We start from the raw sequence: 21,180 nt of genomic DNA, 5'->3' as shown, positions 1-21,180 counted from the left end.
CTCAGCCCGGCGTGCCCGGCAATTGCCAGTCGATCGGCTTGCGGCCGTGTTTCTCAAGGAAGGCGTTCGCCTTGGAGAACGGCCGCGTGCCGAAGAAGCCGTTATGCGCGGAGAGCGGCGAGGGGTGGGCCGAGCGCAGCACGAGATGGCGCTCGCGATCGACGAAGGCCGCCTTCTTCTGGGCATAGGAGCCCCAGAGGATGAAGACAACGGGCTTTTCCTGCTCGTTGACCGCGCGGATGACCGCATCGGTGAACCGTTCCCAGCCGCGGCCCTGATGCGAGGCGGCGCGGCCCATCTCCACCGTCAGCACGCTGTTCAACAAGAGGACGCCCTGCCTGGCCCAGTGCTCCAGGAAACCGTGGCGGGCCGGCGGGATGCCGAGATCCTCCTGCATTTCCTTGTAGATATTGACCAGCGACGGGGGGATGCGCACGCCGGGCTGCACGGAAAAGCAGAGCCCGTGCGCCTGCCCCTCGCCGTGATAGGGATCCTGCCCGAGGATGACGACGCGCACGTCTTCGAGCGGCGTCAGATCGAGCGCGCGAAAATATTCCGCGCCCTTCGGGAAGATGCGCCGCCCTTCCTGCTTCTGCTCCAGGAGAAAGGCCCTGAGATCGGCCATGTAGGGGCTCGAGAATTCCGCCGCCAGCGGCGCCTTCCAGCTCTCGCCGATTTTCACATCCGTCGCCGCCATTGCGCTCTCCCTTCAAGGAAAGGTGAGTTTAACGCCGGATGGCGGCAGGGACCGGCCAAACGGCCGGTCATCCACAGCTAATCTTGCCCGACGCCGAGCACCGTCATCAGGCTTCTCATGTGCGCGGCGGCGAGGTCCGGCCTGTCGAGCGCGTTCGCCCGGTCGGCGAGGCGGAAGACCTCGGCATAGTGCAGGAGGCCGCGAGCCGACTGCATGCCGGCCGGCATGGTGAAATGGTCCTGGTGGCCGTTGAGCCAGGCGAGGAAGACGACGCCCGCCTTGTAATACTGGGTCGGCGCCTCGAAGATCTTGCGCGACAGCGGCACCGTCGGCTCGATGACCGCGCGGAAGGTGGCGACGTCGCCGCCCGCAAGCGCTGCCAACGCTCTGGAGGCTTGCGGGGCGACCGCATCGAAGATGCCGAGCAGGGCGTGGCTGTACTTCTGCCCGTCGCCCTCGATGAGTTCGGCATAGTTGAAGTCGTCGCCCGTGAAGCAGAGCACGCCGTCCGGCAGCCGGTTGCGCAGCGCCACCTCGCAGGCATTGTCGAGCAGCGAAATCTTGATGCCCTCGACCTTGTCGCGGTTCTCCTCGATGATCGACAGGACCGTTTCCAGCGCCGGCGCGAAATCCCTCGCCCCCCAGTAGCCGGCAAGCTGCGGGTCGAACATGGCGCCCAGCCAGTGCAGCACGACCTTGTCCTTCGCCTGGCCAAGGATGCGGCCATAGACCTTGCGGTAGTCGTCCGGCGAGGCCGCGAGGCGCGCGAGCGCCCGGCTCGCCATCAGGATCGCCCGGCCGCCGTGCTTTTCCACGAAGCCGACCTGCTCCTCATAGGCCCTGATGACGTCATCGAGCGAACGCGCGTCGACAGGATTGAGATGGTCCGTGCCCGCGCCGCAGGCAAGGTCGGCGCCCGGTACGGTCTTCGCCTCGGTCAGCGAACGGCGGATCAGGTCCTGCGCGCCCGGCCAGTCGAGCCCCATGCCGCGTTGCGCCGTGTCCATCGCCTCGGCGATCCTGAAGCCGAGCGACCAGAGATGGTGCCGGAACGCCATCGTGCGCTCCCAGTCGACGGCCGGCGCCTCCCAGGGCCGCGTATCGCGCCGCGGATCGGAAACCACATGGGCCGCCGCATAGGCGATGCGGCTGAAGGCCGGCACCGCGGCGGGGCGCGGCGTGGGCGTGCCGACGAGGCCATAGGTTTCGACGCCTCCATCGGCACGCGGCAGGTACAGGTTGAGCGACATGAAATCCTCCCAAGAGTTTTTCAGGCAATAATTTAGATCGTTCCAAATTTCAAGGGCGATTTTTGAGAGCAACCTTCGAAAGGGCACGCCTGCCACTCACCGGAACGGGATGGGAAACCATCCGCCCACCCTCCTCCGTCATCCTCGGCCTTGAGCCGGGGATCCACGTAATCGAGCATTGAGCGTGCCAGATGGATGGTCGGGTCAAGCCCGACCATGACGAAAGGAGAGGGCGCGCATCCAGCCGCAACGCGCGAAAGGGCGAGCGGCCAGACTCCATCATCTCGCCAAATACCTCTTGACAAATTTGGAACGATCCAATTATCTGACCTCAACAAGCGGGTAAACGACACCCCGCACAGGGAGGAATGAGCGTGAACAAGGGCCGGGTGACCGTCGTCGACATTGCGCGCGCCGCCGGCGTGTCGAAGTCGACCGTCTCGCTCGTCCTGCAGGCGAGCCCGCTGGTGAACGAGGCGACCCGCGCGAAGGTGAACGCCGTCATCCGCGAGCTCGGCTATGTCTACAATCGCGGCGCGGCGAACCTGCGCCAGAAATCCGCTTCCTCGCGGATCATCGGCATCATCGTCAACGACCTCACCAACTCCTTCTTCGCCGAGCTTGCCGTCGGCATGGACATGGTCATGCAGTCGGCCGGCTACGTGCAGTTCCTGTCGAATTCGGCCGAAAGCGTCGATCGCCAGCGCGAGGTCGTCGCCTCCATGCGCGAGCACGGCATCGCCGGCCTCATCCTGTCGCCCGCCCGCGGCACGGAGGCGGGCGACCTGAAGCCGCTCGCCGCCAGCGGCATCCCGGTCGTCGCCGTGGTGCGCAATGTCGTCGGCGCCAAGGTCTCGACGCTGTTCTCCGACAATTATGCCGGCGCGAAGGATGCCGTGCGGCACCTCGTCTCGCTCGGCCATACCCGCATCGCCTTCCTCGGCGGCTTCGCCAACACCACGGTCTTCACCGAACGCGTCGAGGGCTGGCGGGATGCGCTTTCGGAAGCCGGGCTCGCGGCGCCGGACCGGCTGGTCATTGCCACGACCGCCTCGCGCGCCGGCGGCGTCGCCGCCATCGAGCGCGCGCTGCTTCTGCCCGAGGCGCCGACCGCCGCGCTCTGCTTCAACGACGCGGCCGCCTTCGGCGTCTGCGACGGCCTGCGCGCGGCCGGCAAGGAGCCCGGCCGCGACTTCGCCGTGGTCGGCTTCGACGACGTGATCGAGGCCGAGACCGCCGTGCCGGCGCTGACGACGGTCTCCGTCGACCCGCAGGGCATGGGCCGGCGCGCCGCGCAACTCTTGCTGAAACAGATCAATGCCGGCCGGGTGGAACCCGAGACCATCGTCAGTTCCGTGCGCCTCGTCGTGCGCCAGAGCTGCGGTGCCGGCCAGACGGACAGGACGAGGAGGATTTCCACATGACAAACTGGGGTTTGATCGGCGCAAGCACGATCGCGAAGGAATGGGTGATCGGCGCGATCCGCGCAACGGGCGGCGAAGTCGTTTCCGTGATGAGCACGAGCGCCGAGCGCGGCCGCGCCTATGCGGACGAACAGCGCATCGCAAAGTCGGTCACGACGCTTGCCGATCTGCTCGACGATCCTAAGATCGACGCCGTCTACATCTCGACGACGAACGAACTGCACCGCGACCAGGCCCTCGCCGCGGCGAAGGCCGGCAAGCATATCCTGTGCGAAAAGCCGCTCGCCCTGTCGCTCGGCGATGCCCGCGCCATGATCGCGGCGGCAGAGGCGGCCGGCGTCGTACTGGCGACGAACCATCACCTGCGCAATGCCGCGACGCACCGGGCGATGCGCGATGCCATCGAGGCCGGGCGCATCGGCAAGCCGCTGTCGGCCCGTGTCTTCCACGCGGTCTACCTGCCGCCGCACCTGCAGGGCTGGCGGCTCGACAAGCCGGAGGCCGGCGGCGGCGTCATCCTCGACATCACCGTGCACGATGCCGACACGCTGCGCTTCGTGCTCGACGACGATCCGGTGGAGGCCGTCGCCTTCTCCCAGGCCGGCGGCATGGGCAAGGCCGGGCTGGAGGATGCCGTGATGGGCGTGCTGCGCTTCCAGAACGGCGTGATCGCGCAGTTCCACGACGGCTTCACCACGAAATTCGCCGAAACCGGCCTCGAAGTGCATGGCACCGAGGGCTCGCTGATCGGCCGCAACGTCATGACGCAGCGCCCCACCGGCACGGTGACGCTCCGCAATGCCGATGGCGAGCAGGACCTGCCGCTCGACCATCGCAACCTCTATGAGAGCGCTCTCGCCGCCTTCCACGCCGCCATTGCCGGCAGGGGAGCGCCGTCCGCCACCGGCGAGGACGGCGCCTGGTCGCTGGCGACGGGCCTTGCCGTCGTCGAGGCGGCGCGCACGGGCCTGGCGGTCCGCATCGAGCCTGGACTGTGAGACCCATGAGCAAGCATATCACGCCCCGCCAGGCCGCCGACCTGATCCCCGACGGCGCCGTCGTCTCGGTCTCCTCCTCCTCCGGCCTCGGCTGCCCGGACCTGATGCTGAAGGCGATCGGCGAACGTTTCGACGAGACGGGCCATCCGAAGAACCTGACGACGCTGCACCCCATCGCCGCCGGCGACATGAGCGGCATCAAGGGCGTCGACCATATCGCCAGGAAGGGCCTCCTGAAAAAGATCATCGGCGGCTCCTATCCGTCCGGCCCCTCCTCGTCCGAGCCGCCGCTCATCTGGCAGATGATCGGTTCGAACGAGGTCGCCGCCTACAACATCCCCTCCGGCATCCTCTTCGACATGCACCGCGAGGCGGCCGCCAAGCGCCCCGGCGTCATCACCAAGGTCGGCCTGGAGACCTTCGTCGATCCGACCCGCGAAGGCTGTGCGATGAACGAAGCCGCCGCGAACGAACCGGTGGTGGAGAAGATCACCTTCGCCGGCGAGGAATGGCTCTACTTCAAGGCGATCGCGCCTCAAGTGGCGATCATCCGCGCCACCACGGCCGACGAGCGCGGCAACCTCACCTATGAACACGAGGGCGCCACTCTCGGCGGGCTCGACCAGGCGCTCGCCGCCCGCAACAATGGCGGCATCGTCATCGCGCAGGTCAAGCGTATCACCAAGAACGGCTCCCTGAAGCCGCACGACGTGCGCGTGCCCGGCGTGCTGGTGGACTACGTCGTGGTCGATCCGGACCAGAAGCAGACGACGCAGACGCTATACGATCCCGCCATTTCCGGCGAGATCTTCCGTCCGCTCGATACGTTCCGCGTGCCCGAGTTCAATATCCAGAAGGTCATCGCCCGCCGGGTAGCCGAGGAGTTGGAGGCCGGCAGCGCTGTCAATCTCGGTTTCGGCATCTCCGCCAATGTGCCACGCATCCTTCTTGAGGAGGGCCTGCACGGCGCCGTCACCTGGGTGATCGAACAGGGCGCCGTTGGCGGCGTGCCGTTGCTCGACTTCGCCTTCGGCTGCGCCTCCAATGCCGATGCCTTCATGCCCTCGCCCTACCAGTTCACCTATTTCCAGGGCGCCGGCTTCGATGCTTCGCTGCTCTCTTTCCTGGAAATCGGCAGGGACGGCTCGGTGAACGTCTCGAAACTCTCCTTCCGCCCGCATGTGACGGCGGGGGCCGGCGGCTTCGTCGACATCACCGCGCGGGCGAAGAAGATCGTCTTCTCCGGCATGTTCAATGCCGGCGCGAAACTCGCCATCGAGGGCGGCAAGCTGGTGATCGAGAAGGAGGGCAAGCTGAAGAAGCTCGTCAACGCCGTGGAACACGTCACCTTCTCCGGCCCGCGCGGCGTCGCGCAGGGGCAGGACATCACCTATATCACCGAGCGCTGCGTCATGAAGCTGACGCCCGGCGGCATCGTGCTCACCGAGATCGCGCCCGGCGTCGATCTCAAGACGCATATCCTCGACCAGTCGGAATTCGCGCTGATCGTTTCGCCCGACCTCAAGGTGATGGACGCCAAGCTCTTCACCGATGCACTGACCGGCCTGACGCTGGCCGAAAAAGCGCCGCGCACGCTGGCGGGAGCCGCCCATGACTGAGCCGCGCATCCGCATCGCCATCGACGGCCCCGTCGCGACGATCACCGTCGCGCGACCGGAAAAGCTGAACGCCTTCGATATCGACATGCTGAAGGAGCTTTCGGCGGCCTGCGACACGGTCGAGGCGAATGCCGCCGTACGCGTCGCCATCCTCACCGGCGAGGGCAAGGCTTTTTCGGCCGGCGGCGATATCCGGGCCTGGGCCGGCATGGAGCCGAACGAATTCGGGCATGCCTGGGTGCGCTTCGGCCACCGCGTCTTCGAACGGCTGGCGACGCTGCGCATGCCGCTGATCGCCGCCCTCAACGGCCACGCGCTCGGCGGCGGGCTGGAGCTGGCGGCGGCGGCCGATATCCGCATCGCAGAAGCCCAGGTGAAGATCGGCCTGCCGGAAGCCGGCCTCGGCATGGTGCCCGGCTGGTCCGGCACGCAGCGGCTGGTGAAACGGTTTGGCGCGCAGGCCGTGCGCCGCATGCTCCTCGGCGGCGAGGTGCTGACGGCGGCGGAAGCACAGGCCACCGGTATCGTCGACCATGTCGTCGAGACAGGCACGGCCGTCGAAGCCGCAAAAGCCTATGCCGCCCGCATCGCCGCGCGTGGGCCGGCGGCGACCGAAATTTCCAAGCTGATGATCGCTGTGGCGAACGGCGAGGACAATGGTGCGGCGGTGGAAGCCCTCGGCTCGATCCTCGTCGCCAAGACCGGCGACCGCAAGGAAGGCGTCGCCGCCTTCACGGGCAAGCGCCCCGCTGATTTCAAGGGAGAATGGTGATGACCGCGCATGTGAAACCCAAGGCGCCGGAAAACTTCAAGGCACGCGATTTCCGCATGCTGATCGACGGCGCCTGGGCGCAGGGCGCCGGCCAGCCGATCGAGCGCACCGCGCCCGGCCACGGCATCGTCGTCAGCCGCTATCCGGCCGGCAGCAAGGCCGATGCCGAACGCGCCATCGCCGCCGCGCGCAAGGCCTTCGACACCGGCCCGTGGCCGGCCATGACCGGTGCCGAGCGCTCCAACATCCTCCTGAAGGCCGCCGACCTCATTGCCGCCCGCGCGGAGGAACTCGCCTTCCTCGACTGCATCGAAAGCGGCAAGCCGATCAGCCAGGCGAAGGGCGAACTCGGCGGCGCGGTCGATATCTGGCGCTACGCCGCCGCGCTTGCCCGCGATCTCCACGGCGAAAGCTACAACACGCTCGGCGACGGCACGCTCGGCGTCGTGCTGCGCGAGGCGATCGGCGTCGTGTCGATCATCACGCCGTGGAACTTCCCCTTCCTGATCGTAAGCCAGAAATTACCTTTTGCGCTCGCCGCGGGCTGCACGACGGTGGTCAAGCCGTCCGAACTCACCTCGGGTTCGACGCTCGTCCTCGGAGAGATCCTCATCGAGGCAGGCGTGCCCTCGGGCGTGGTCAACATCGTCACCGGCACCGGCCCGGAGGTAGGCAGCGTGATGACGACGCATCCGGATGTCGACATGGTCTCCTTCACCGGCTCGACCGGCGTCGGCCGCCTGACCATGGCCAATGCGGCGCAGACCCTGAAGAAGGTATCGCTCGAACTCGGCGGCAAGAACCCGCAGATCGTCTTTCCGGATGCCGATCTCGACGCCTTCATCGACGCGGCCGTCTTCGGCGCCTATTTCAACGCCGGGGAATGCTGCAATGCCGGCTCGCGGCTGATCCTGCACAAATCCATCGCGGCCGATGTGACGGCCCGCATTGCGGAACTGGCGAAAAAGGTGAAGGTCGGCGATCCGCTCGATCCGGCGACGCAGGTCGGCGCGATCATCACGCCGCAGCACCTTCAAAAGATCGGCGCCTATGTCGAGGACGCAACCAAGGCCGGTGCTTCGGTCGCGCTCGGCGGCGCGGCGCTGGATCTCGGCCTCGGCCAGTTCATGGCCCCGACCATCCTCTCGGGTGTTCGGCCTGACATGGCCGTCGCCCGCGAGGAAGTGTTCGGCCCGGTGCTTTCGGTTCTGACCTTCGAGACGACCGAGGAGGCGATCCGCATCGCCAATGCCATCGACTACGGCCTTTCGGCCGGCGTCTGGAGCCGCGATTTCGACACCTGCCTCACCATCGGCCGCAAGGTGCGCGCCGGTACGATCTGGATGAACACGTTCATGGACGGCGCCTCCGAATTGCCTTTCGGCGGCTACCGCCAGTCCGGCCTCGGCCGCGAACTCGGCCGCCATGCGGTGGAGGACTATACCGAGACCAAGACGCTCAACATGCATATCGGCGCGCGCACCGGCTGGTGGGTGCCGCGATGAAAGAGGCTTTCCCGACACCCATGGCTGGGACCGGCGCTGCCGCCCCTTCAGGGCGTCGGGAAGCTGAATTGCGGACTTTGCAGGAGGATGAGATCCTCGACGGGTTCGCCGCCGATGCGCCTCAGGAGCAGCCGCCCCATCGCCTCGGCCGCCGCCGTCAGGTCCTCGTAGAGGGTCTCGACCTTCGGCTGGATCTGGCTGAGCAGCCGCGACGTCTGCTTGGCGACGATGTCGTATTCGTCGCCGAGCGAAAAGCCCCGGTCGCTCATGCCGGTGATCGTGGCGAGCGCCGAGACTTCGCCGGGACAGGCGAACCCGTCGGGCGGATCGGGCTCGGCGCTGCGGCGGCGCACATAGTCGCGGATCATGTCGGCCGGGCTGTCGAGATCCAGCGTCTCGGGGATCTCGTAGGCGACGCCCGCCTCGCGCACGGCGGTCATGAACCCGTGCAGCATGTGCTGGTAGAAGGTAAGGCGCCGTGGCGGCAGGATGATCGTCACCTTGCGCCGGCCCTTGACGATCAGGCGCTTCGTCGCCGCGTAGGCGAAGGCGAAATTGTCGTAGTCGACGAAGGCGTGGGGGGTGGAGAATTCCGTGCGGCCGTGCGTGACGAAAGGAAAGCCGTTTTCCAGAAGCAGGCGCACGCGCGGATCGAAGGGTTCCGTGCGCGAGAAGATCAGGCCGTCGGCCATGCCGTTGCGGATGATGTAGCTGACCGCGTCGACATTGCTGCCGTCGAGGAAATTCGGCGTGACGATGAGGTGGTAGGCGGTGCCCTGGAGGGCACGCGCCAGGCCATGCATGATCGAGGTGCCGAAACCCAGGATCTCCTCGTGCGGATCGAGCAGGACGGAGACGACATTGGTGCGGCCCGTCTTGAGGCGCTGGGCGGCGCGGTCCGGCAGGTAGCCAACCGCGGCGGCGACCTCGTGCACGCGCCTCCGCGTCGCCTCGGAAATCTGCGGCGCGTTGCCGAGCGCGCGGGAGACCGTGGTGACCGCAAGGCCCGTCATTTCCGCAATCGTCTTCAGCGTCGGCTTGCCGGTTCGAAGCGCGTTGCGGGTGGGGTCACTGTCAGCGGGCTTTTCGATGCGGGACACAGGTGCGGTTCTTCGGATGGCGACAGGCGATATGCCGCACCATACCGATGCCCCGCGCCTTCGGCAATCTTGCGCCGCACAGAATTTAAAACGATTTCAGTGCGCTGCACAAAGCCGTTCGAGGCGCTCCGTCCGCCCGGTTTTCCGGAATTTACCGCATTTGCAAAAGCATTTCCCTGGATAGATGGCACGCGCTTGACTCCGCAAATTTACAACGTTTTAAATTGGCACGGCGCTTTGAGCCGCAGATAAACAATCGGCGGGAGGAGGCTCTCGCCCTTCGAACTTGCAAACGGGAGGAATACGATGCGCAAGTTTTTGACGACCACCGCGATCGCCGCGGTGATGATGACGATGGGCGGCCTGTCCGCCAAGGCCGCGGAAGGCGTGGAGGTGCTGCACTGGTGGACCTCGGGCGGTGAAGCCGCCGCGCTCGACGTCTTGAAGAAGGACCTCGAATCCAAGGGCATTTCCTGGACCGACATGCCGGTCGCCGGTGGCGGCGGCACGGAGGCGATGACGGTGCTGCGCGCCCGCGTCACGGCGGGCAACGCGCCGACCGCAGTGCAGATGCTCGGCTTCGACATTCTCGACTGGGCCAAGGAAGGCGCGCTCGGCAATCTCGACGAAGTCGCCGCCAAGGAAGGCTGGGACAAGGTGATCCCGACCGCTCTGCAGCAGTTCTCCAAGTATGACGGCCACTGGATCGCCGCGCCCGTCAACGTGCACTCCACCAACTGGGTGTGGGTGAACAAGGCCGCGCTCGACGCCGCCGGCGGCAAGGAACCGGCGAACTGGGACGAACTCGTCGCGCTGCTCGACAAGTTCAAGGAACAGGGCATCACGCCGGTCGCCCATGGCGGCCAGCCGTGGCAGGACGCGACGATCTTCGACGCCGTCGTGCTCTCCTTCGGCAACGACTTCTACAAGAAGGCCTTCATCGACCTCGACCCGGAAACGCTGGGTGGCGCCCAGATGAAGGAAGCTTTCGACCGCATGACGAAGCTGCGCTCCTACGTGGACGACAACTTCTCGGGCCGTGACTGGAACCTCGCTTCCGCCATGGTCATCGAAGGCAAGGCCGGCGTGCAGTTCATGGGCGACTGGGCAAAGGGCGAGTTCATCAAGGCCGGCAAGAAGCCGGGCACGGACTTCGTCTGCATGCGCTTCCCCGGCACGCAGGGCTCCGTCACCTTCAACTCCGACCAGTTCGCGATGTTCAAGGTGGCCGAAGACAAGGTTCCCTCGCAGCTCGTGATGGCATCGGCCATCGAAAGCCCGACGTTCCAGTCGGCCTTCAACGTGGTCAAGGGCTCCGCCCCGGCCCGCACGGACGTTTCCGACGAAGCCTTCGACGATTGCGGCAAGAAGGCGATCAAGGACCTCGCGGAAGCCAATGCCAACGGCTCGCTGTTCGGCTCCATGGCGCATGGCCACGCCAACCCGGCGTCCGTCAAGAACGCGATCTACGACGTCGTGACCCGCCAGTTCAACGGCGAGCTTTCCTCCGAGGAAGCCGTGGAGGAACTGAAGGCCGCCGTCGAGGCTGCGAAGTAAGCGAACGACGCTCCCCCTCACCCCGGCCCCTCTCCCCGCAAGCGGGGAGAGGGAGACGGAGAGGTCACGGCATAGTCCTTCTCCCCGCCTGCGGGGAGAAGGTGCCGGCAGGCGGATGAGGGGCATGCCTCACCGCCGACAAACACACAACAACGGTGGTATCGACCATGGATAGCCGAAGCCGGCTGCAGGAGCTTTTGCCGAAGCTCGTGCTGGCCCCCAGTTTCCTCATCGTGCTCGTCTTCGTCTACGGCTTCATCGCCTATACGGGCTTCCTGTCGCTGACGGACAGCAAGATGCTGCCTTCCTACAATTTCGTGGGACTGAGCAACTATTCCAAGCTCTGGGCGCTACCGCACTGGTGGCGGGCGATCTCGAACCTTGCGATCTTCGCCTCGCTCTACATCGCCATCTGCTCGGTGCTGGGCCTTGGGCTCGCCATCCTGCTCGATCAGAAGATCCGCGCCGAGGGCATCCTCAGGCCGATCTATCTCTATCCGATGGCGCTTTCCTTCATCGTCACCGGCACCGCCTGGAAATGGTTCCTCGATCCCGGCATCGGGCTGGAGAACACCATGCATCTCTGGGGCTGGGAAAGCTTCGCCTTCAACTGGATCAAGGACCGCAACTACGCCATCTATTGCGTGGTGATCGCCGCCGTCTGGCAATCCTCCGGCTTCGTCATGGCGATGTTCCTCGCCGGTCTTCGCGGCGTCGACAACGAGATCATCAAGGCGGCGCAGATCGACGGGGCCTCGACCGCCACCATCTACCGCCGCATCATCATCCCGCTGATGCGCCCGGTGTTCCTGTCCGCCTTCGTCGTGCTCGCCCACCTTGCCATCAAAGCCTACGACCTCGTCGTCGCCTTGACCGGCGGCGGCCCCGGCCAGGCGACCGAACTGCCGGCGACCTTCATGTATTCCTACACCTTCACCCGCAACCAGATGGGCATCGGCGCCTCCTCGGCGATCATCATGCTGGTCATGATCTTCTCGATCATCATCCCCTACCTCTATTCCGAGATCCGCGGAGGCAAAGGCCGATGAGCGCGCAAAATCCCGACAACGTCATCTCGCATAACAGGCTGACGCGCGCGCTGATCTATACGGCGCTCATCCTGTTCGCGGTCTACTACCTGCTGCCGCTCTACGTGATGCTGGTGAACTCGCTGAAACCACTGGAGGAAATCCGCCAGGGCGGCATGCTGAACCTGCCGCAGGTCTGGACCATCGAGCCCTGGCTGCAAGCCTGGTCGACGGCGCAGATCGGCGTGCAACCGACGGGCCTGCGCCCCTTCTTCATCAACTCGATCCTGATGGTCGTGCCGGCCGTCGCCATCTCCACCGTCATCGGCGCGCTCAACGGCTATGTGCTGACCAAGTGGCAGTTCAAGGGCTCGAACGTCTTCTTCGGCTTGCTTCTGCTCTCCTGCTTCATCCCGTTCCAGATCGTGCTGATCCCGATGGCGCGCATCCTCGGCCTCATCGGCCTTGCCGGTTCGCTGTGGGGGCTGATCCTCGTCCATGTCGTCTACGGCATCGGCTTCACGACGCTCTACTTCCGCAACTATTACGAAAACTTCCCGACCGAGCTGGTGCGCGCGGCACAGATCGACGGCGCGAGCTTCTTCCAGATCTTCTACCGCATCCTGCTGCCGTCCTCCGGGCCGATCATCGTCGTCTCCGTCATCTGGCAGTTCACCAATATCTGGAACGACTTCCTGTTCGGCGCCTCCTTCTCAGGAGCGAACACGACGCCGATGACGGTGGCGCTCAACAACCTCGTCTCGTCCTCGACCGGCGTGAAGGAATACAACGTTCACTTCGCAGGCGCGATCCTCGCGGCGCTCCCCACCCTCATCGTCTACATCGTCTCCGGACGGTACTTCGTGCGCGGCCTCATGTCCGGCGCCGTGAAAGGATAGTCCCATGTCGTTCCTCAAGATCAGCAACCTGCGCAAGTCCTACGGTGCGCTCGAAATCCTGAAGGACATCAACCTGGAGATCGGCGAGGGCGGCTTCCTGGTGCTCGTCGGCCCTTCCGGCTGCGGCAAGTCCACGCTGCTCAACACCATCGCCGGCCTGGAGCCCATCACCTCGGGCGACATTGCCATCGACGGCCGCTCGGTCTCGGGCCTGCACCCGTCCAAGCGCGACATCGCCATGGTGTTCCAGTCCTACGCGCTCTATCCGAACATGACGGTGGCCGGCAACATCGCCTTCGGCATGGAGATCCGCGGCGTGCCGAAGGAGGAGCGCGACAAGGCGATCAGGCAGGTCGCCGACATGCTGCAGATCGGCCATCTTCTCGACCGCAAGCCCGGCCAGCTTTCCGGCGGCCAGCGCCAGCGTGTCGCCATGGGCCGGGCGCTGGTGCGCGATCCGAAGCTGTTCCTGTTCGACGAGCCGTTGTCGAATCTCGACGCGAAGCTGCGCGTCGACATGCGCACGGAGATCAAGCGCCTGCACCAGCGCATGAAGACCACCATCGTCTACGTCACGCACGACCAGATCGAGGCGATGACGCTGGCCACCAAGATCGCCGTGCTGAAGGACGGCATGCTCCAGCAATTCGGCGCGCCGTCGGAAATCTACAACAACCCCGCCAACATGTTCGTCGCCGATTTCATGGGCTCGCCCGCGATGAACCTGCTCCAGGCCAGGGTCGAGACCAATGGTTCCGGCCTTGCCGTCTCGCTCGCCCGCCATCAGGGCGAACCCCTGGTGCTCGCCGTCCCCAACGCCCCCGGCAACCTGTCGGCCTATGGCGGCAAGGACGTGATCTTCGGCATCCGCCCGGAGGCGCTGACCGACCCGGACGGCGCGGACCGCAACGCCCGTACCGTCGCGGAAGGGGACTGCCTTATCGAGGTGGTGGAGCCGGCCGGCGCCGACACCTTCGCCGTCACCCATCTCGGCGGCAAGGAGATCGTCGCGCGGTTGCGCGCGGATGTGCCCATATCCGCCGGCCAGACGGCACGCCTTGCCTTCAACCTCGACAAGGCCGTGTTCTTCGACCCCGCCAGCCAGCTTCGCATATCCTGAGAGACTCATGACCACGCAGCCGGACATCGTCATCATCGGTTCGGGCATCGGCGGCTCCACCATGGCCGCCGCGCTCGCCCCAACGGGCGCGAGGATCGTCATCCTCGAAGCGGGCGATCACCTGCCCGACCGCCCGGAGAACCGCGACCAGCGCGCGATCTTCCAGCGCGGCCATTTCCGCCCGAAGGAGATGTGGTACGAGGCGGACGGCACCGCCTTCAACCCCGGCAACTACTACAATGTCGGCGGCAATTCGAAATTTTACGGCGCCGTGCTGGTGCGCTACCGCAAGGAAGACTTCGAGGAGCTGCGCCACCGCGACGGCGTCTCCCCCGCCTGGCCCTTCCCCTATGAAGAGCTGGAGCCCTGGTACTGCGCCGCCGAAAAGCTCTACAACGTGCGCGGCACGCTCGGCGAGGACCCCACGGAGCCGCACCATTCCGCGCCCTACCCCTTCCCGCCCGTGCCGGACGAGCCCGCCATCGCCCGGGTGCGCGCGAAGATGAAGGCGAACGGCCTCCATCCCTATTCCCTGCCGCTCGGCGTCGATCTCGACCGCTGGCTCGCCAAGGCGAAGACGCCGTGGGACGCGCACCCGAACTGCAACGACGGCAAGATGGACGCCGAAAGCACGGCCCTTGCCGAGGCGCTGAAACACCCGAATGTCGAACTGCGCACGAATTGCCGAGTGACGCGGCTCGCCGCCGCCCCGCACGGCCGCACCATCGCGACGGTGCACTATCGGCGCGGCGATGCGGCGGAAAGCGTCTCGCCGAAGCTAGTGATCCTCTCGGCCGGTGCGGTGCAGTCCGCCGTGCTTCTGCTGCGCTCGGCCTCGGAAGCCTTCCCGAAGGGGCTTGCCAACAGCTCCGACCAGGTCGGCCGCAACTTCATGAACCACAATTCGAGCGCGGTGATCGGCCTCTCGCCGTTCTACCGCAACACCTCCGTCTACCAGAAAAGTTTCGGCTTCAACGACTACTACCTCTCCGACGGCAACGGCGGGCCGCCGCTCGGCAATGTGCAGCTTCTCGGCCGTGTCTCGGGAAAGATCCTGAAGGCCAACATGCCCTCCGTGCCGGAATGGCTGCTGGAGCAGGTCGCCGCCCGCGCCATCGATTTCTACGCCATGAGCGAGGACCTGCCGCATCCCGAAAGCCGCATCACGGTCGACCGCGACCGGATCGTCATGAAATGGACGCGCACCAACTGGCAGGCCCATCTCGACCTCGTCACGAAACTCAAGGCGGCGCTGAAGCAGGCCGGCTTCCCCGTCGTGCTCGCCCGCGCCTTCGACAAGCGCACGCCCTCGCACCAGTGCGGCACCGTGCGCATCGGCAATGACCCGTCGACCGCGCCGCTCGACATCTGGTGCCGCGCCCACGACCATCCGAACCTCTTCGTGATCGATGCCTCGTACCTGCCGACGTCGGCCGCCGTGAACCCGGCGCTGTCGGTCGCCGCCCAGGCGCTGCGCGTCGCAGACCACATCCAATCGAGGGACCTTGCCGTATGACGACCCCAGCACGCCCCGTCGCCATCGTCACCGGCGGCCGCCGCGGCATCGGCCTCGGCATCGCCAGGGCCCTAGCGGCCGAAGGCTTCGACATCGCCATAACGGGCATCGACGAGGGCGATGCGGCAACTGACGCCATGCGCACCGAGCTTGCCGCCCTCGGCGCCCGCGCCGTTTACCTGAAGGCCGATCTTGCCGACCTTTCCGATCACGCGGCAACCGTCGCGGCCATCGAGGATGCGCTCGGCGCCATCGGCTGCCTCGTCAACAATGCCGGCGTCGCCTCCACCGTGCGCGGCGATTTCCTCGATCTCGCGCCCGAGCATTTCGACACGATCGTCGCCACCAACCTGCGCGGCACGGTGTTCTTCACCCAGGCGGTGCTGAGGGCGATGCTGCAGTCGCGGAAAGCCGCCGGCCCCCGTTCCATCATCAACATCACCTCCGTCTCGGCCGACCTCACCTCCCCCGAGCGGCTGGACTACTGCATGACCAAGGCCGGCCTTGCCGCCTTCAGCCAGGGGCTGGCGCTCAGGCTGGCGGAAACCGGCATTTCTGTCTTCGAGATCCGCCCGGGCATCATCCGCTCCGACATGACGGCCGGCGTCTCGGCGAAATACGACGCCCTCATCGCGGGCGGTCTCGTGCCGATGAAGCGCTGGGGCGAGCCGGACGACATCGGCGCCGCCGCCGCCGCGCTCGCCATCGGCAAATTCGCCTTCGCCACCGGCTCGGTGATCAATCTCGACGGCGGCCTCTCGATCGGCCGGCTGTAGAAGGTGCCAGCAGGCAGACGAGGGCATCCCTCCGGCCACGGCACTGAAACATTCTGAGGACCAAGGCATGACCTACGACTACATCATCACCGGCGCGGGACCGGCCGGCTGCGTTCTGGCGAACCGGCTTTCGGAAGACCCGGACGTGCGCGTGCTGCTGCTGGAGGCCGGCGGCGGCGACTGGAACCCGCTGTTCCACATGCCGGCCGGCTTCGCCAAGATGACCAAGGGCGTCGCGAGCTGGGGCTGGGAGACCGTGCCGCAGAAGCACATGAAGGGCCGCGTGCTGCGCTATACGCAGGCCAAGGTCATCGGCGGCGGCTCCTCGATCAACGCCCAGCTCTACACCCGCGGCAATGCTAGCGACTACGACCTCTGGGCCAGCGAAGACGGTTGCGAGGGCTGGAGCTACCGGGAGATCCTGCCTTATTTCAAGCGCGCGGAGGACAACCAGCGCTTTGCCGACGACTACCATGCCTATGGCGGCCCGCTCGGCGTTTCCATGCCGGTCTCGGCCCTGCCGATCTGCGATGCCTATATCCGCGCCGGCCAGGAACTCGGCATTCCCTACAACCACGACTTCAACGGCCGCCAGCAGGCCGGCGTCGGCTTCTACCAGCTCACGCAAAGGAACCGCCGCCGCTCCTCCGCCTCGCTCTCCTATCTCTCGCCGATCAAGGAGCGGAAGAACCTTACCATCCGTACCGGCGCCCGCGTCGCCCGTATCGTGCTGGAAGGTTTTCGCGCGGTCGGTGTCGAAGTCGTCACGGGCAACAGCGTCGAGACGATCCGGGCGGAGCGCGAGGTACTCGTCTCCTCCGGCGCCATCGGCTCGCCGAAGCTGCTGCAGCAATCCGGCATCGGCCCGGCCGACCACCTGAAATCCGTCGGCGTTGCGGCCAAGCACGACCTGCCGGGCGTCGGCGGGAACATGCAGGACCATCTCGACCTCTTCGTCATCTGCGAATGCACCGGCGACCACACCTATGACGGCGTGGCGAAACTGCACCGCACGCTCTGGGCCGGCCTGCAATATGTGCTCTTCCGCTCCGGCCCCGTCGCCTCCTCGCTCTTCGAAACGGGTGGCTTCTGGTATGCGGACCCGGATGCCCGCTCGCCGGATATCCAGTTCCATCTCGGCCTCGGCTCCGGCATCGAGGCGGGCGTCGAAAGGTTGAAGAATGCCGGCGTGACATTGAATTCGGCCTATCTGCACCCCCGCTCGAAGGGCACGGTGCGGCTTGCCTCCGCCGATCCCGCCGCCGCGCCGCTGATCGACCCGAACTACTGGGAGGACCCGCACGACCGGAAGATGTCGATCGAGGGGCTGAAGATCGCCCGCGAGATCATGCAGCAGGCCGCACTGAAACCCTATGTCATGGCCGAGCGCCTGCCGGGGCCGAAGGTCGTCACCGACGAGGACCTCTTCGACTACGGCTGCGCCAATGCCAAGACGGACCACCACCCGGTCGGCACCTGCAAGATGGGCACGGGGGCGGACGCCGTCGTCGGGCTCGATTTGAAGGTGCATGGGCTTGAAGGTCTGCGCGTCTGCGACAGTTCCGTCATGCCGCGCGTTCCTTCGTGCAACACCAATGCGCCGACGATCATGGTGGGCGAAAAGGGCGCCGACATCATTCGCGGCCTGCCGGCGCTGCCGGCCGAGGTCTTCCAGCATGAGCGCAACGACGCACGTCCGCGCGCCCGCAACCACATCCGATAGGGGGAAGCCATGATCCGCCACTGCGTCTTCATCCACTTCAAGCCGACCATTTCCGCCGCCTACAAGGCCGAACTCTTCAACGAGATCGACGCCCTGAAGGATCGCCTTGCGGGCATGCTCGCCGTCCATATCGGCGTGAATGTCAGCCCGGAAGCGGGCATGGACAAGGGCTTCAGCGACGGCTTCATCGTCGATTTCGCCGACAGCTTTTCCCGCGACGCCTATCTGGAGGACAAGGAGCACAAGGAGACCGGCGCACGCCTCGTTGCGGCGGCGGAAGGCGGCGTCAAGGGCATCCTCGTCTACGACCTGGAGACCGGGGACCGCTAAATCCGCCCCGCCCGGCGCGACAGCACCCGTTCGAGCGCCGAAAAGCCGTCATAGATCAGCACCGCCAGCACGGCGACGACGAGGCCGCCCTGCAGCACGAAGGCAAGGTTGTTCGATTGCAGCCCGGCGATGATCACCTCGCCGAGCGTCTTGGCCGCAACCGTCGAGCCGATGGTGGCAGTCGCAAGGCTGATGGTCACAGAAAGGCGGATGCCGGCGAGAATGACCGGCAATGCCAGCGGCAATTCCACGCGGGTGAGCCGCTGCCAGGCGGTCATGCCCGTGCCGCGCGCGGCCTCCGTGACGGCGGGCGGCAGGGTGGAAAGACCCGTCATGGCATTTTCGAAGATCGGCAGCAGGCCGTAGAGGAAGAGCGCGATCAGCGTCGGCTTCTCGCCGAAGCCGACGGCGGGCACGGCGAGCGCCAGCACCGCGACCGGCGGAAAGGTCTGGCCGATGTTCACGAGGCTGCGCGACAGCGGCAGGAATTCCGCGCCGATCGGCCTTGTGACGAGGATGGCGAGCCCGACGGCGACGACGGTGGCGGCGAGCGTCGCGGCGAAGACCGTGGCGAGGTGCGAGAACGTCAGCGACAGCAGGCTGCCCTGGTTGTAGACGGCCGGCGCATTGGCCTGTACCAGCGGCTTCAGCAGGGGCTCGAAGAGCAGCGGCTGGACGAGGAAGGCGATGAGGACGAGGAGCGCCGCCAGCCGCAGGAGATTGGGCAGGAGCCGCGTCATTGCGGCCTCGCCGCGCGCCGGACAAGGCCGGCAAGCGTGACGCGGCCGAGCCGGGCGCCATCTGCGCCGACGACCGGCAGGGCCTCGCGGCCGGACCACAGCAGCGCAGACAGCGCGTCACGCTGGCTGGACGCCGCGGCGATCGGCTCGCCCTCCGCCTCGCCGGCTTCCGCCGCCTCCGCGACCGCGCCGATCGACAGGAGCCGGAAGGGCCGTTCGCCGGCGCCGATCAGCGTCTCGACGAAATCCGTCGCCGGGTTCACCAGCATCTCCTCCGGCGCCGCATATTGCACGATCCTGCCCTTGTCCATGACGGCGATGCGATCGGCGAGGTGGAAGGCCTCCTCCATGTCATGGGTGACGAGGACGACGGTCGTGCCGAAATACTTCTGGATCGCCAGCAGGTCGTCCTGCGCCTTGGCGCGGATGACGGGGTCGAGCGCGCCGAAAGGTTCGTCCATCAAAAGAATGTTCGGCTCGGCGGCGAGCGCCCGGGCGACGCCGACGCGCTGCTGCTGGCCGCCCGACAGTTCATGCGGGTAGCGCGGGCCGAAGGCGGCGGGATCGAGCTGGAACAGCACCAGCAGTTCTTCCACCTTGGCGGCGATGCGCGATTTCTCCCAGCCGAGCAGGGTCGGCACCGTGGCGATGTTCTCCGCGACGGTGCGGTGCGGGAAGAGGCCGTGGCCCTGGATGGCATAGCCGATGCGGCGGCGCAGCTCGTAGCCGGGGATGGAGCGGTTGTCGGTGCCGTCGATCAGGATCGTGCCGGAGGTCGGTTCGACTAGGCGGTTGATCATGCGCATCAGCGTCGTCTTGCCGGAACCGGACGTGCCGACGATGACGGTGATCGTGTGCGGCGCGATGGCCATCGAGACGCGGTCGACGACCGCCGTCTCGCCGTAGCGCTTGGTGATGCTGTCGATCTCGATCATGCGGCCCTGCCGGGTTTGCGGTTGGAAAGTTCGGTTGCGGCATCGAGAACGATCGCCGCGGCGAAGGCGAGGGCGACCGTCGGCGCCGCGCCGAGCAGCACGAGGTCCATCGCCGTCTGGCCGATGCCCTGAAAGACGAAGACCCCGAAGCCGCCGCCGCCGATGAGCGCCGCGATGGTGGCAAGGCCGATATTCTGCACCAGGACGATGCGGATGCCGGTGAGGATGACCGGGAAGGCAAGCGGCAGCTCGACGCGGAAGAGCCGCTGGCCGTCCGTCATGCCGATGCCGCGGGCGGCATCGTTGGCTTCGCGCGGCACGCCGGCAAGGCCGACCACCGTGTTGGCGACGACCGGCAGCAGCGAATAAAGGAAGAGCGCGATGAAGGCCGGTGCCGCCCCGATGCCGCGGATACCGAGCGCCGCGGCGCCTGGCACATGGACGGCGACCCAGCCCAGCGGCGCGATCAAGAGGCCGAAGAGCGCAATCGAGGGGATCGTCTGGATGATATTCAGCACGTTGAGCACGCCGGCGCGCAGCGCCTCCACCCGGTGGCAGAGGATGCCGAGCGGCAGGCCGACGAGCGTGGCGGCGACAAGCGAGCCGAGCGCCAGCACGACATGGCGGCCGGCCTCCAGCCAGAAGCTGTCTGCCCGGCTGCCATATTCCTTGAGGATCGACAGTCCGTCCCAGGCGCCGGACATCAGAAGCCCCGCGGCGGCCATGGCGACGGCGGCGAGCAGCGCGACCCGGGCAAGCGGCGAAAGCCGGAGACGCGCCAGCGCATCGGCCGTCAGGAGCGAAAAGGCAAAGCTGAGCAACCAGAAGCCGGAAGCCGGCGAGACGCGGGCATAGGTGTTCTCCGGCGGCGTGAGGTGACCGGCGGAAAGGCCGACGAGGATGGCAAGCGCCAGCAGGGCGATAAGCCCCAGCACCAGCCGGAAGACCGTCGGCGTCTTCAGGAGGACAAGAACGATGGCGACGGCGACAAGGCCGAGCAGCGACGCGCCGAACCCGGCGGGAAGCGCTTCCAGGATGCTTCGCGCCTCGCCCGGCACGATGCGGTTGGCCCGAAAGGTAGCAAAGGGCGCGAGGAAGGCGCCGCAGGCCAGCAATGCGGCGATCACCACGCCGAGCTTGTCGATCCGGAACGTCATGAACGCCTTTCGGAAGAAAGGCCCCTCGCCCGGG

19 protein-coding genes are annotated in these 21,180 nt (G+C 66.5%); 13 read left to right on the top strand and 6 right to left on the bottom strand.

All coding sequences use genetic code 11. The features are described 5' to 3' along the window. Nucleotide 1: 1 nt before the first annotated feature. Together ung and AB3G45_RS09585 are read right to left on the bottom strand one after the other, a co-directional pair. Nucleotides 2-697 carry a uracil-DNA glycosylase gene (gene ung / locus AB3G45_RS09590; RefSeq protein WP_367830329.1) on the bottom strand — a complete coding sequence of 232 codons (696 nt, stop codon included), beginning with the start codon at nt 695-697 and terminating at the stop codon, nt 2-4. Nucleotides 698-774: 77 nt separating this feature from the next. Next, nucleotides 775-1,947 carry a dihydrodipicolinate synthase family protein gene (locus AB3G45_RS09585; protein WP_367830328.1) on the bottom strand — a complete coding sequence of 391 codons (1,173 nt, stop codon included), beginning with the start codon at nt 1,945-1,947 and terminating at the stop codon, nt 775-777. A 374-nt stretch (nt 1,948-2,321) separates the two neighbouring features. Here AB3G45_RS09585 and AB3G45_RS09580 point away from each other — a divergent pair, with 374 nt between their 5' ends. From AB3G45_RS09580 to AB3G45_RS09560, 5 genes are read left to right on the top strand one after another with little or no spacing between them, the layout of a single operon-like run. Then, nucleotides 2,322-3,371, top strand: coding sequence for a LacI family DNA-binding transcriptional regulator (locus tag AB3G45_RS09580; protein ID WP_367833547.1), 1,050 nt, complete (start codon nt 2,322-2,324; stop codon nt 3,369-3,371). After that, nucleotides 3,368-4,369, top strand: coding sequence for a Gfo/Idh/MocA family protein (locus AB3G45_RS09575; protein ID WP_367830327.1), 1,002 nt, complete (start codon nt 3,368-3,370; stop codon nt 4,367-4,369). Before AB3G45_RS09580 ends, AB3G45_RS09575 begins: the two co-directional genes overlap by 4 nt. Before the next feature lie 5 nt (nt 4,370-4,374). After that, nucleotides 4,375-5,988: an acyl CoA:acetate/3-ketoacid CoA transferase gene (locus AB3G45_RS09570; RefSeq protein WP_367830326.1), complete on the top strand. Its 1,614-nt coding sequence runs from the start codon at nt 4,375-4,377 to the stop codon at nt 5,986-5,988. Then, on the top strand, nt 5,981-6,760 hold the full coding sequence (locus AB3G45_RS09565) for an enoyl-CoA hydratase/isomerase family protein (protein ID WP_367830325.1): 780 nt from the start codon (nt 5,981-5,983) through the stop codon (nt 6,758-6,760). The genes AB3G45_RS09570 and AB3G45_RS09565 overlap by 8 nt, the downstream gene beginning before the upstream one ends. Further along, complete coding sequence (locus tag AB3G45_RS09560; protein ID WP_367830324.1) at nt 6,760-8,265, top strand: aldehyde dehydrogenase family protein; 1,506 nt, start codon at nt 6,760-6,762, stop codon at nt 8,263-8,265. The genes AB3G45_RS09565 and AB3G45_RS09560 overlap by 1 nt, the downstream gene beginning before the upstream one ends. 47 nt (nt 8,266-8,312) lie before the next feature. On the opposite strand, the gene AB3G45_RS09555 is transcribed toward AB3G45_RS09560, so the two are convergent. Next, on the bottom strand, nt 8,313-9,365 hold the full coding sequence (locus AB3G45_RS09555; protein ID WP_367830323.1) for a LacI family transcriptional regulator: 1,053 nt from the start codon (nt 9,363-9,365) through the stop codon (nt 8,313-8,315). 345 nt (nt 9,366-9,710) lie between these two features. Here AB3G45_RS09555 and AB3G45_RS09550 point away from each other — a divergent pair, with 345 nt between their 5' ends. From AB3G45_RS09550 to AB3G45_RS09515, 8 genes are all read left to right on the top strand, one after another. Then, entirely contained in the window at nt 9,711-10,922 is a 1,212-nt protein-coding gene (locus tag AB3G45_RS09550; protein WP_367833546.1) for an ABC transporter substrate-binding protein, read from the top strand. Between the two features lie 167 nt (nt 10,923-11,089). Beyond that, nucleotides 11,090-11,971, top strand: a complete 882-nt coding sequence (locus tag AB3G45_RS09545; protein ID WP_367830322.1) for a carbohydrate ABC transporter permease — start codon at nt 11,090-11,092, stop codon at nt 11,969-11,971. Next, a complete protein-coding gene (locus AB3G45_RS09540; RefSeq protein ID WP_367830321.1) occupies nt 11,968-12,849 on the top strand; it encodes a carbohydrate ABC transporter permease in 882 nt (293 codons plus the stop codon). The genes AB3G45_RS09545 and AB3G45_RS09540 overlap by 4 nt, the downstream gene beginning before the upstream one ends. Before the next feature lie 4 nt (nt 12,850-12,853). Next, a complete protein-coding gene (locus AB3G45_RS09535; RefSeq protein WP_367830320.1) occupies nt 12,854-13,969 on the top strand; it encodes an ABC transporter ATP-binding protein in 1,116 nt (371 codons plus the stop codon). A 7-nt stretch (nt 13,970-13,976) separates the two neighbouring features. After that, nucleotides 13,977-15,485: a GMC oxidoreductase gene (locus AB3G45_RS09530; RefSeq protein ID WP_367830319.1), complete on the top strand. Its 1,509-nt coding sequence runs from the start codon at nt 13,977-13,979 to the stop codon at nt 15,483-15,485. Continuing rightward, the gene (locus AB3G45_RS09525) at nt 15,482-16,261 is read left to right on the top strand and encodes a 3-ketoacyl-ACP reductase (protein ID WP_367830318.1); all 780 of its coding nucleotides are present in this window, start codon (nt 15,482-15,484) and stop codon (nt 16,259-16,261) included. Before AB3G45_RS09530 ends, AB3G45_RS09525 begins: the two co-directional genes overlap by 4 nt. 67 nt (nt 16,262-16,328) lie before the next feature. Next, nucleotides 16,329-17,984: a GMC family oxidoreductase gene (locus tag AB3G45_RS09520; protein ID WP_367830317.1), complete on the top strand. Its 1,656-nt coding sequence runs from the start codon at nt 16,329-16,331 to the stop codon at nt 17,982-17,984. 9 nt (nt 17,985-17,993) lie between these two features. Then, nucleotides 17,994-18,314 (top strand): Dabb family protein, encoded by a 321-nt coding sequence (locus AB3G45_RS09515; protein ID WP_367830316.1) that lies wholly within the window; start codon nt 17,994-17,996, stop codon nt 18,312-18,314. Here the strand turns inward: AB3G45_RS09515 and AB3G45_RS09510 are convergent. Genes AB3G45_RS09510 through AB3G45_RS09500 form a run of 3 tightly spaced genes read right to left on the bottom strand, consistent with a single transcriptional unit; the run spans nt 18,311 to nt 21,146 of the window. Next, nucleotides 18,311-19,054, bottom strand: coding sequence for an ABC transporter permease (locus AB3G45_RS09510; protein WP_367830315.1), 744 nt, complete (start codon nt 19,052-19,054; stop codon nt 18,311-18,313). The two genes, AB3G45_RS09515 and AB3G45_RS09510, sit on opposite strands and share 4 nt — an antisense overlap. Beyond that, nucleotides 19,051-19,989 carry an ABC transporter ATP-binding protein gene (locus tag AB3G45_RS09505; protein WP_367830314.1) on the bottom strand — a complete coding sequence of 313 codons (939 nt, stop codon included), beginning with the start codon at nt 19,987-19,989 and terminating at the stop codon, nt 19,051-19,053. Before AB3G45_RS09505 ends, AB3G45_RS09510 begins: the two co-directional genes overlap by 4 nt. Next, on the bottom strand, nt 19,986-21,146 hold the full coding sequence (locus AB3G45_RS09500) for an ABC transporter permease (protein WP_367830313.1): 1,161 nt from the start codon (nt 21,144-21,146) through the stop codon (nt 19,986-19,988). Before AB3G45_RS09500 ends, AB3G45_RS09505 begins: the two co-directional genes overlap by 4 nt. Nucleotides 21,147-21,180: the final 34 nt, after the last annotated feature.

The organism is Shinella sp. S4-D37 (assembly GCF_040812195.1).
Lineage (GTDB): Bacteria > Pseudomonadota > Alphaproteobacteria > Rhizobiales > Rhizobiaceae > Shinella.
This window is presented reverse-complemented; position numbering and strand designations above follow the sequence as displayed.

Bases quoted from the DNA above. Each gene is read 5' to 3' on its own strand.
- AB3G45_RS09550 (WP_367833546.1), top strand. From the start codon at position 9,711: ATGATGACGATGGGCGGCCTGTCCGCCAAGGCCGCGGAAGGCGTGGAG.
- AB3G45_RS09565 (WP_367830325.1), top strand. From the start codon at position 5,981: ATGACTGAGCCGCGCATCCGCATCGCCATCGACGGCCCCGTCGCGACG.
- AB3G45_RS09530 (WP_367830319.1), top strand. From the start codon at position 13,977: ATGACCACGCAGCCGGACATCGTCATCATCGGTTCGGGCATCGGCGGC.
- AB3G45_RS09545 (WP_367830322.1), top strand. From the start codon at position 11,090: ATGGATAGCCGAAGCCGGCTGCAGGAGCTTTTGCCGAAGCTCGTGCTG.
- AB3G45_RS09585 (WP_367830328.1), bottom strand. From the start codon at position 1,947: ATGTCGCTCAACCTGTACCTGCCGCGTGCCGATGGAGGCGTCGAAACC.
- AB3G45_RS09505 (WP_367830314.1), bottom strand. From the start codon at position 19,989: ATGATCGAGATCGACAGCATCACCAAGCGCTACGGCGAGACGGCGGTC.
- AB3G45_RS09515 (WP_367830316.1), top strand. From the start codon at position 17,994: ATGATCCGCCACTGCGTCTTCATCCACTTCAAGCCGACCATTTCCGCC.
- AB3G45_RS09570 (WP_367830326.1), top strand. From the start codon at position 4,375: ATGAGCAAGCATATCACGCCCCGCCAGGCCGCCGACCTGATCCCCGAC.
- AB3G45_RS09525 (WP_367830318.1), top strand. From the start codon at position 15,482: ATGACGACCCCAGCACGCCCCGTCGCCATCGTCACCGGCGGCCGCCGC.
- AB3G45_RS09500 (WP_367830313.1), bottom strand. From the start codon at position 21,146: ATGACGTTCCGGATCGACAAGCTCGGCGTGGTGATCGCCGCATTGCTG.
- AB3G45_RS09540 (WP_367830321.1), top strand. From the start codon at position 11,968: ATGAGCGCGCAAAATCCCGACAACGTCATCTCGCATAACAGGCTGACG.
- AB3G45_RS09535 (WP_367830320.1), top strand. From the start codon at position 12,854: ATGTCGTTCCTCAAGATCAGCAACCTGCGCAAGTCCTACGGTGCGCTC.
- AB3G45_RS09560 (WP_367830324.1), top strand. From the start codon at position 6,760: ATGACCGCGCATGTGAAACCCAAGGCGCCGGAAAACTTCAAGGCACGC.
- ung (WP_367830329.1), bottom strand. From the start codon at position 697: ATGGCGGCGACGGATGTGAAAATCGGCGAGAGCTGGAAGGCGCCGCTG.
- AB3G45_RS09520 (WP_367830317.1), top strand. From the start codon at position 16,329: ATGACCTACGACTACATCATCACCGGCGCGGGACCGGCCGGCTGCGTT.
- AB3G45_RS09575 (WP_367830327.1), top strand. From the start codon at position 3,368: ATGACAAACTGGGGTTTGATCGGCGCAAGCACGATCGCGAAGGAATGG.
- AB3G45_RS09510 (WP_367830315.1), bottom strand. From the start codon at position 19,054: ATGACGCGGCTCCTGCCCAATCTCCTGCGGCTGGCGGCGCTCCTCGTC.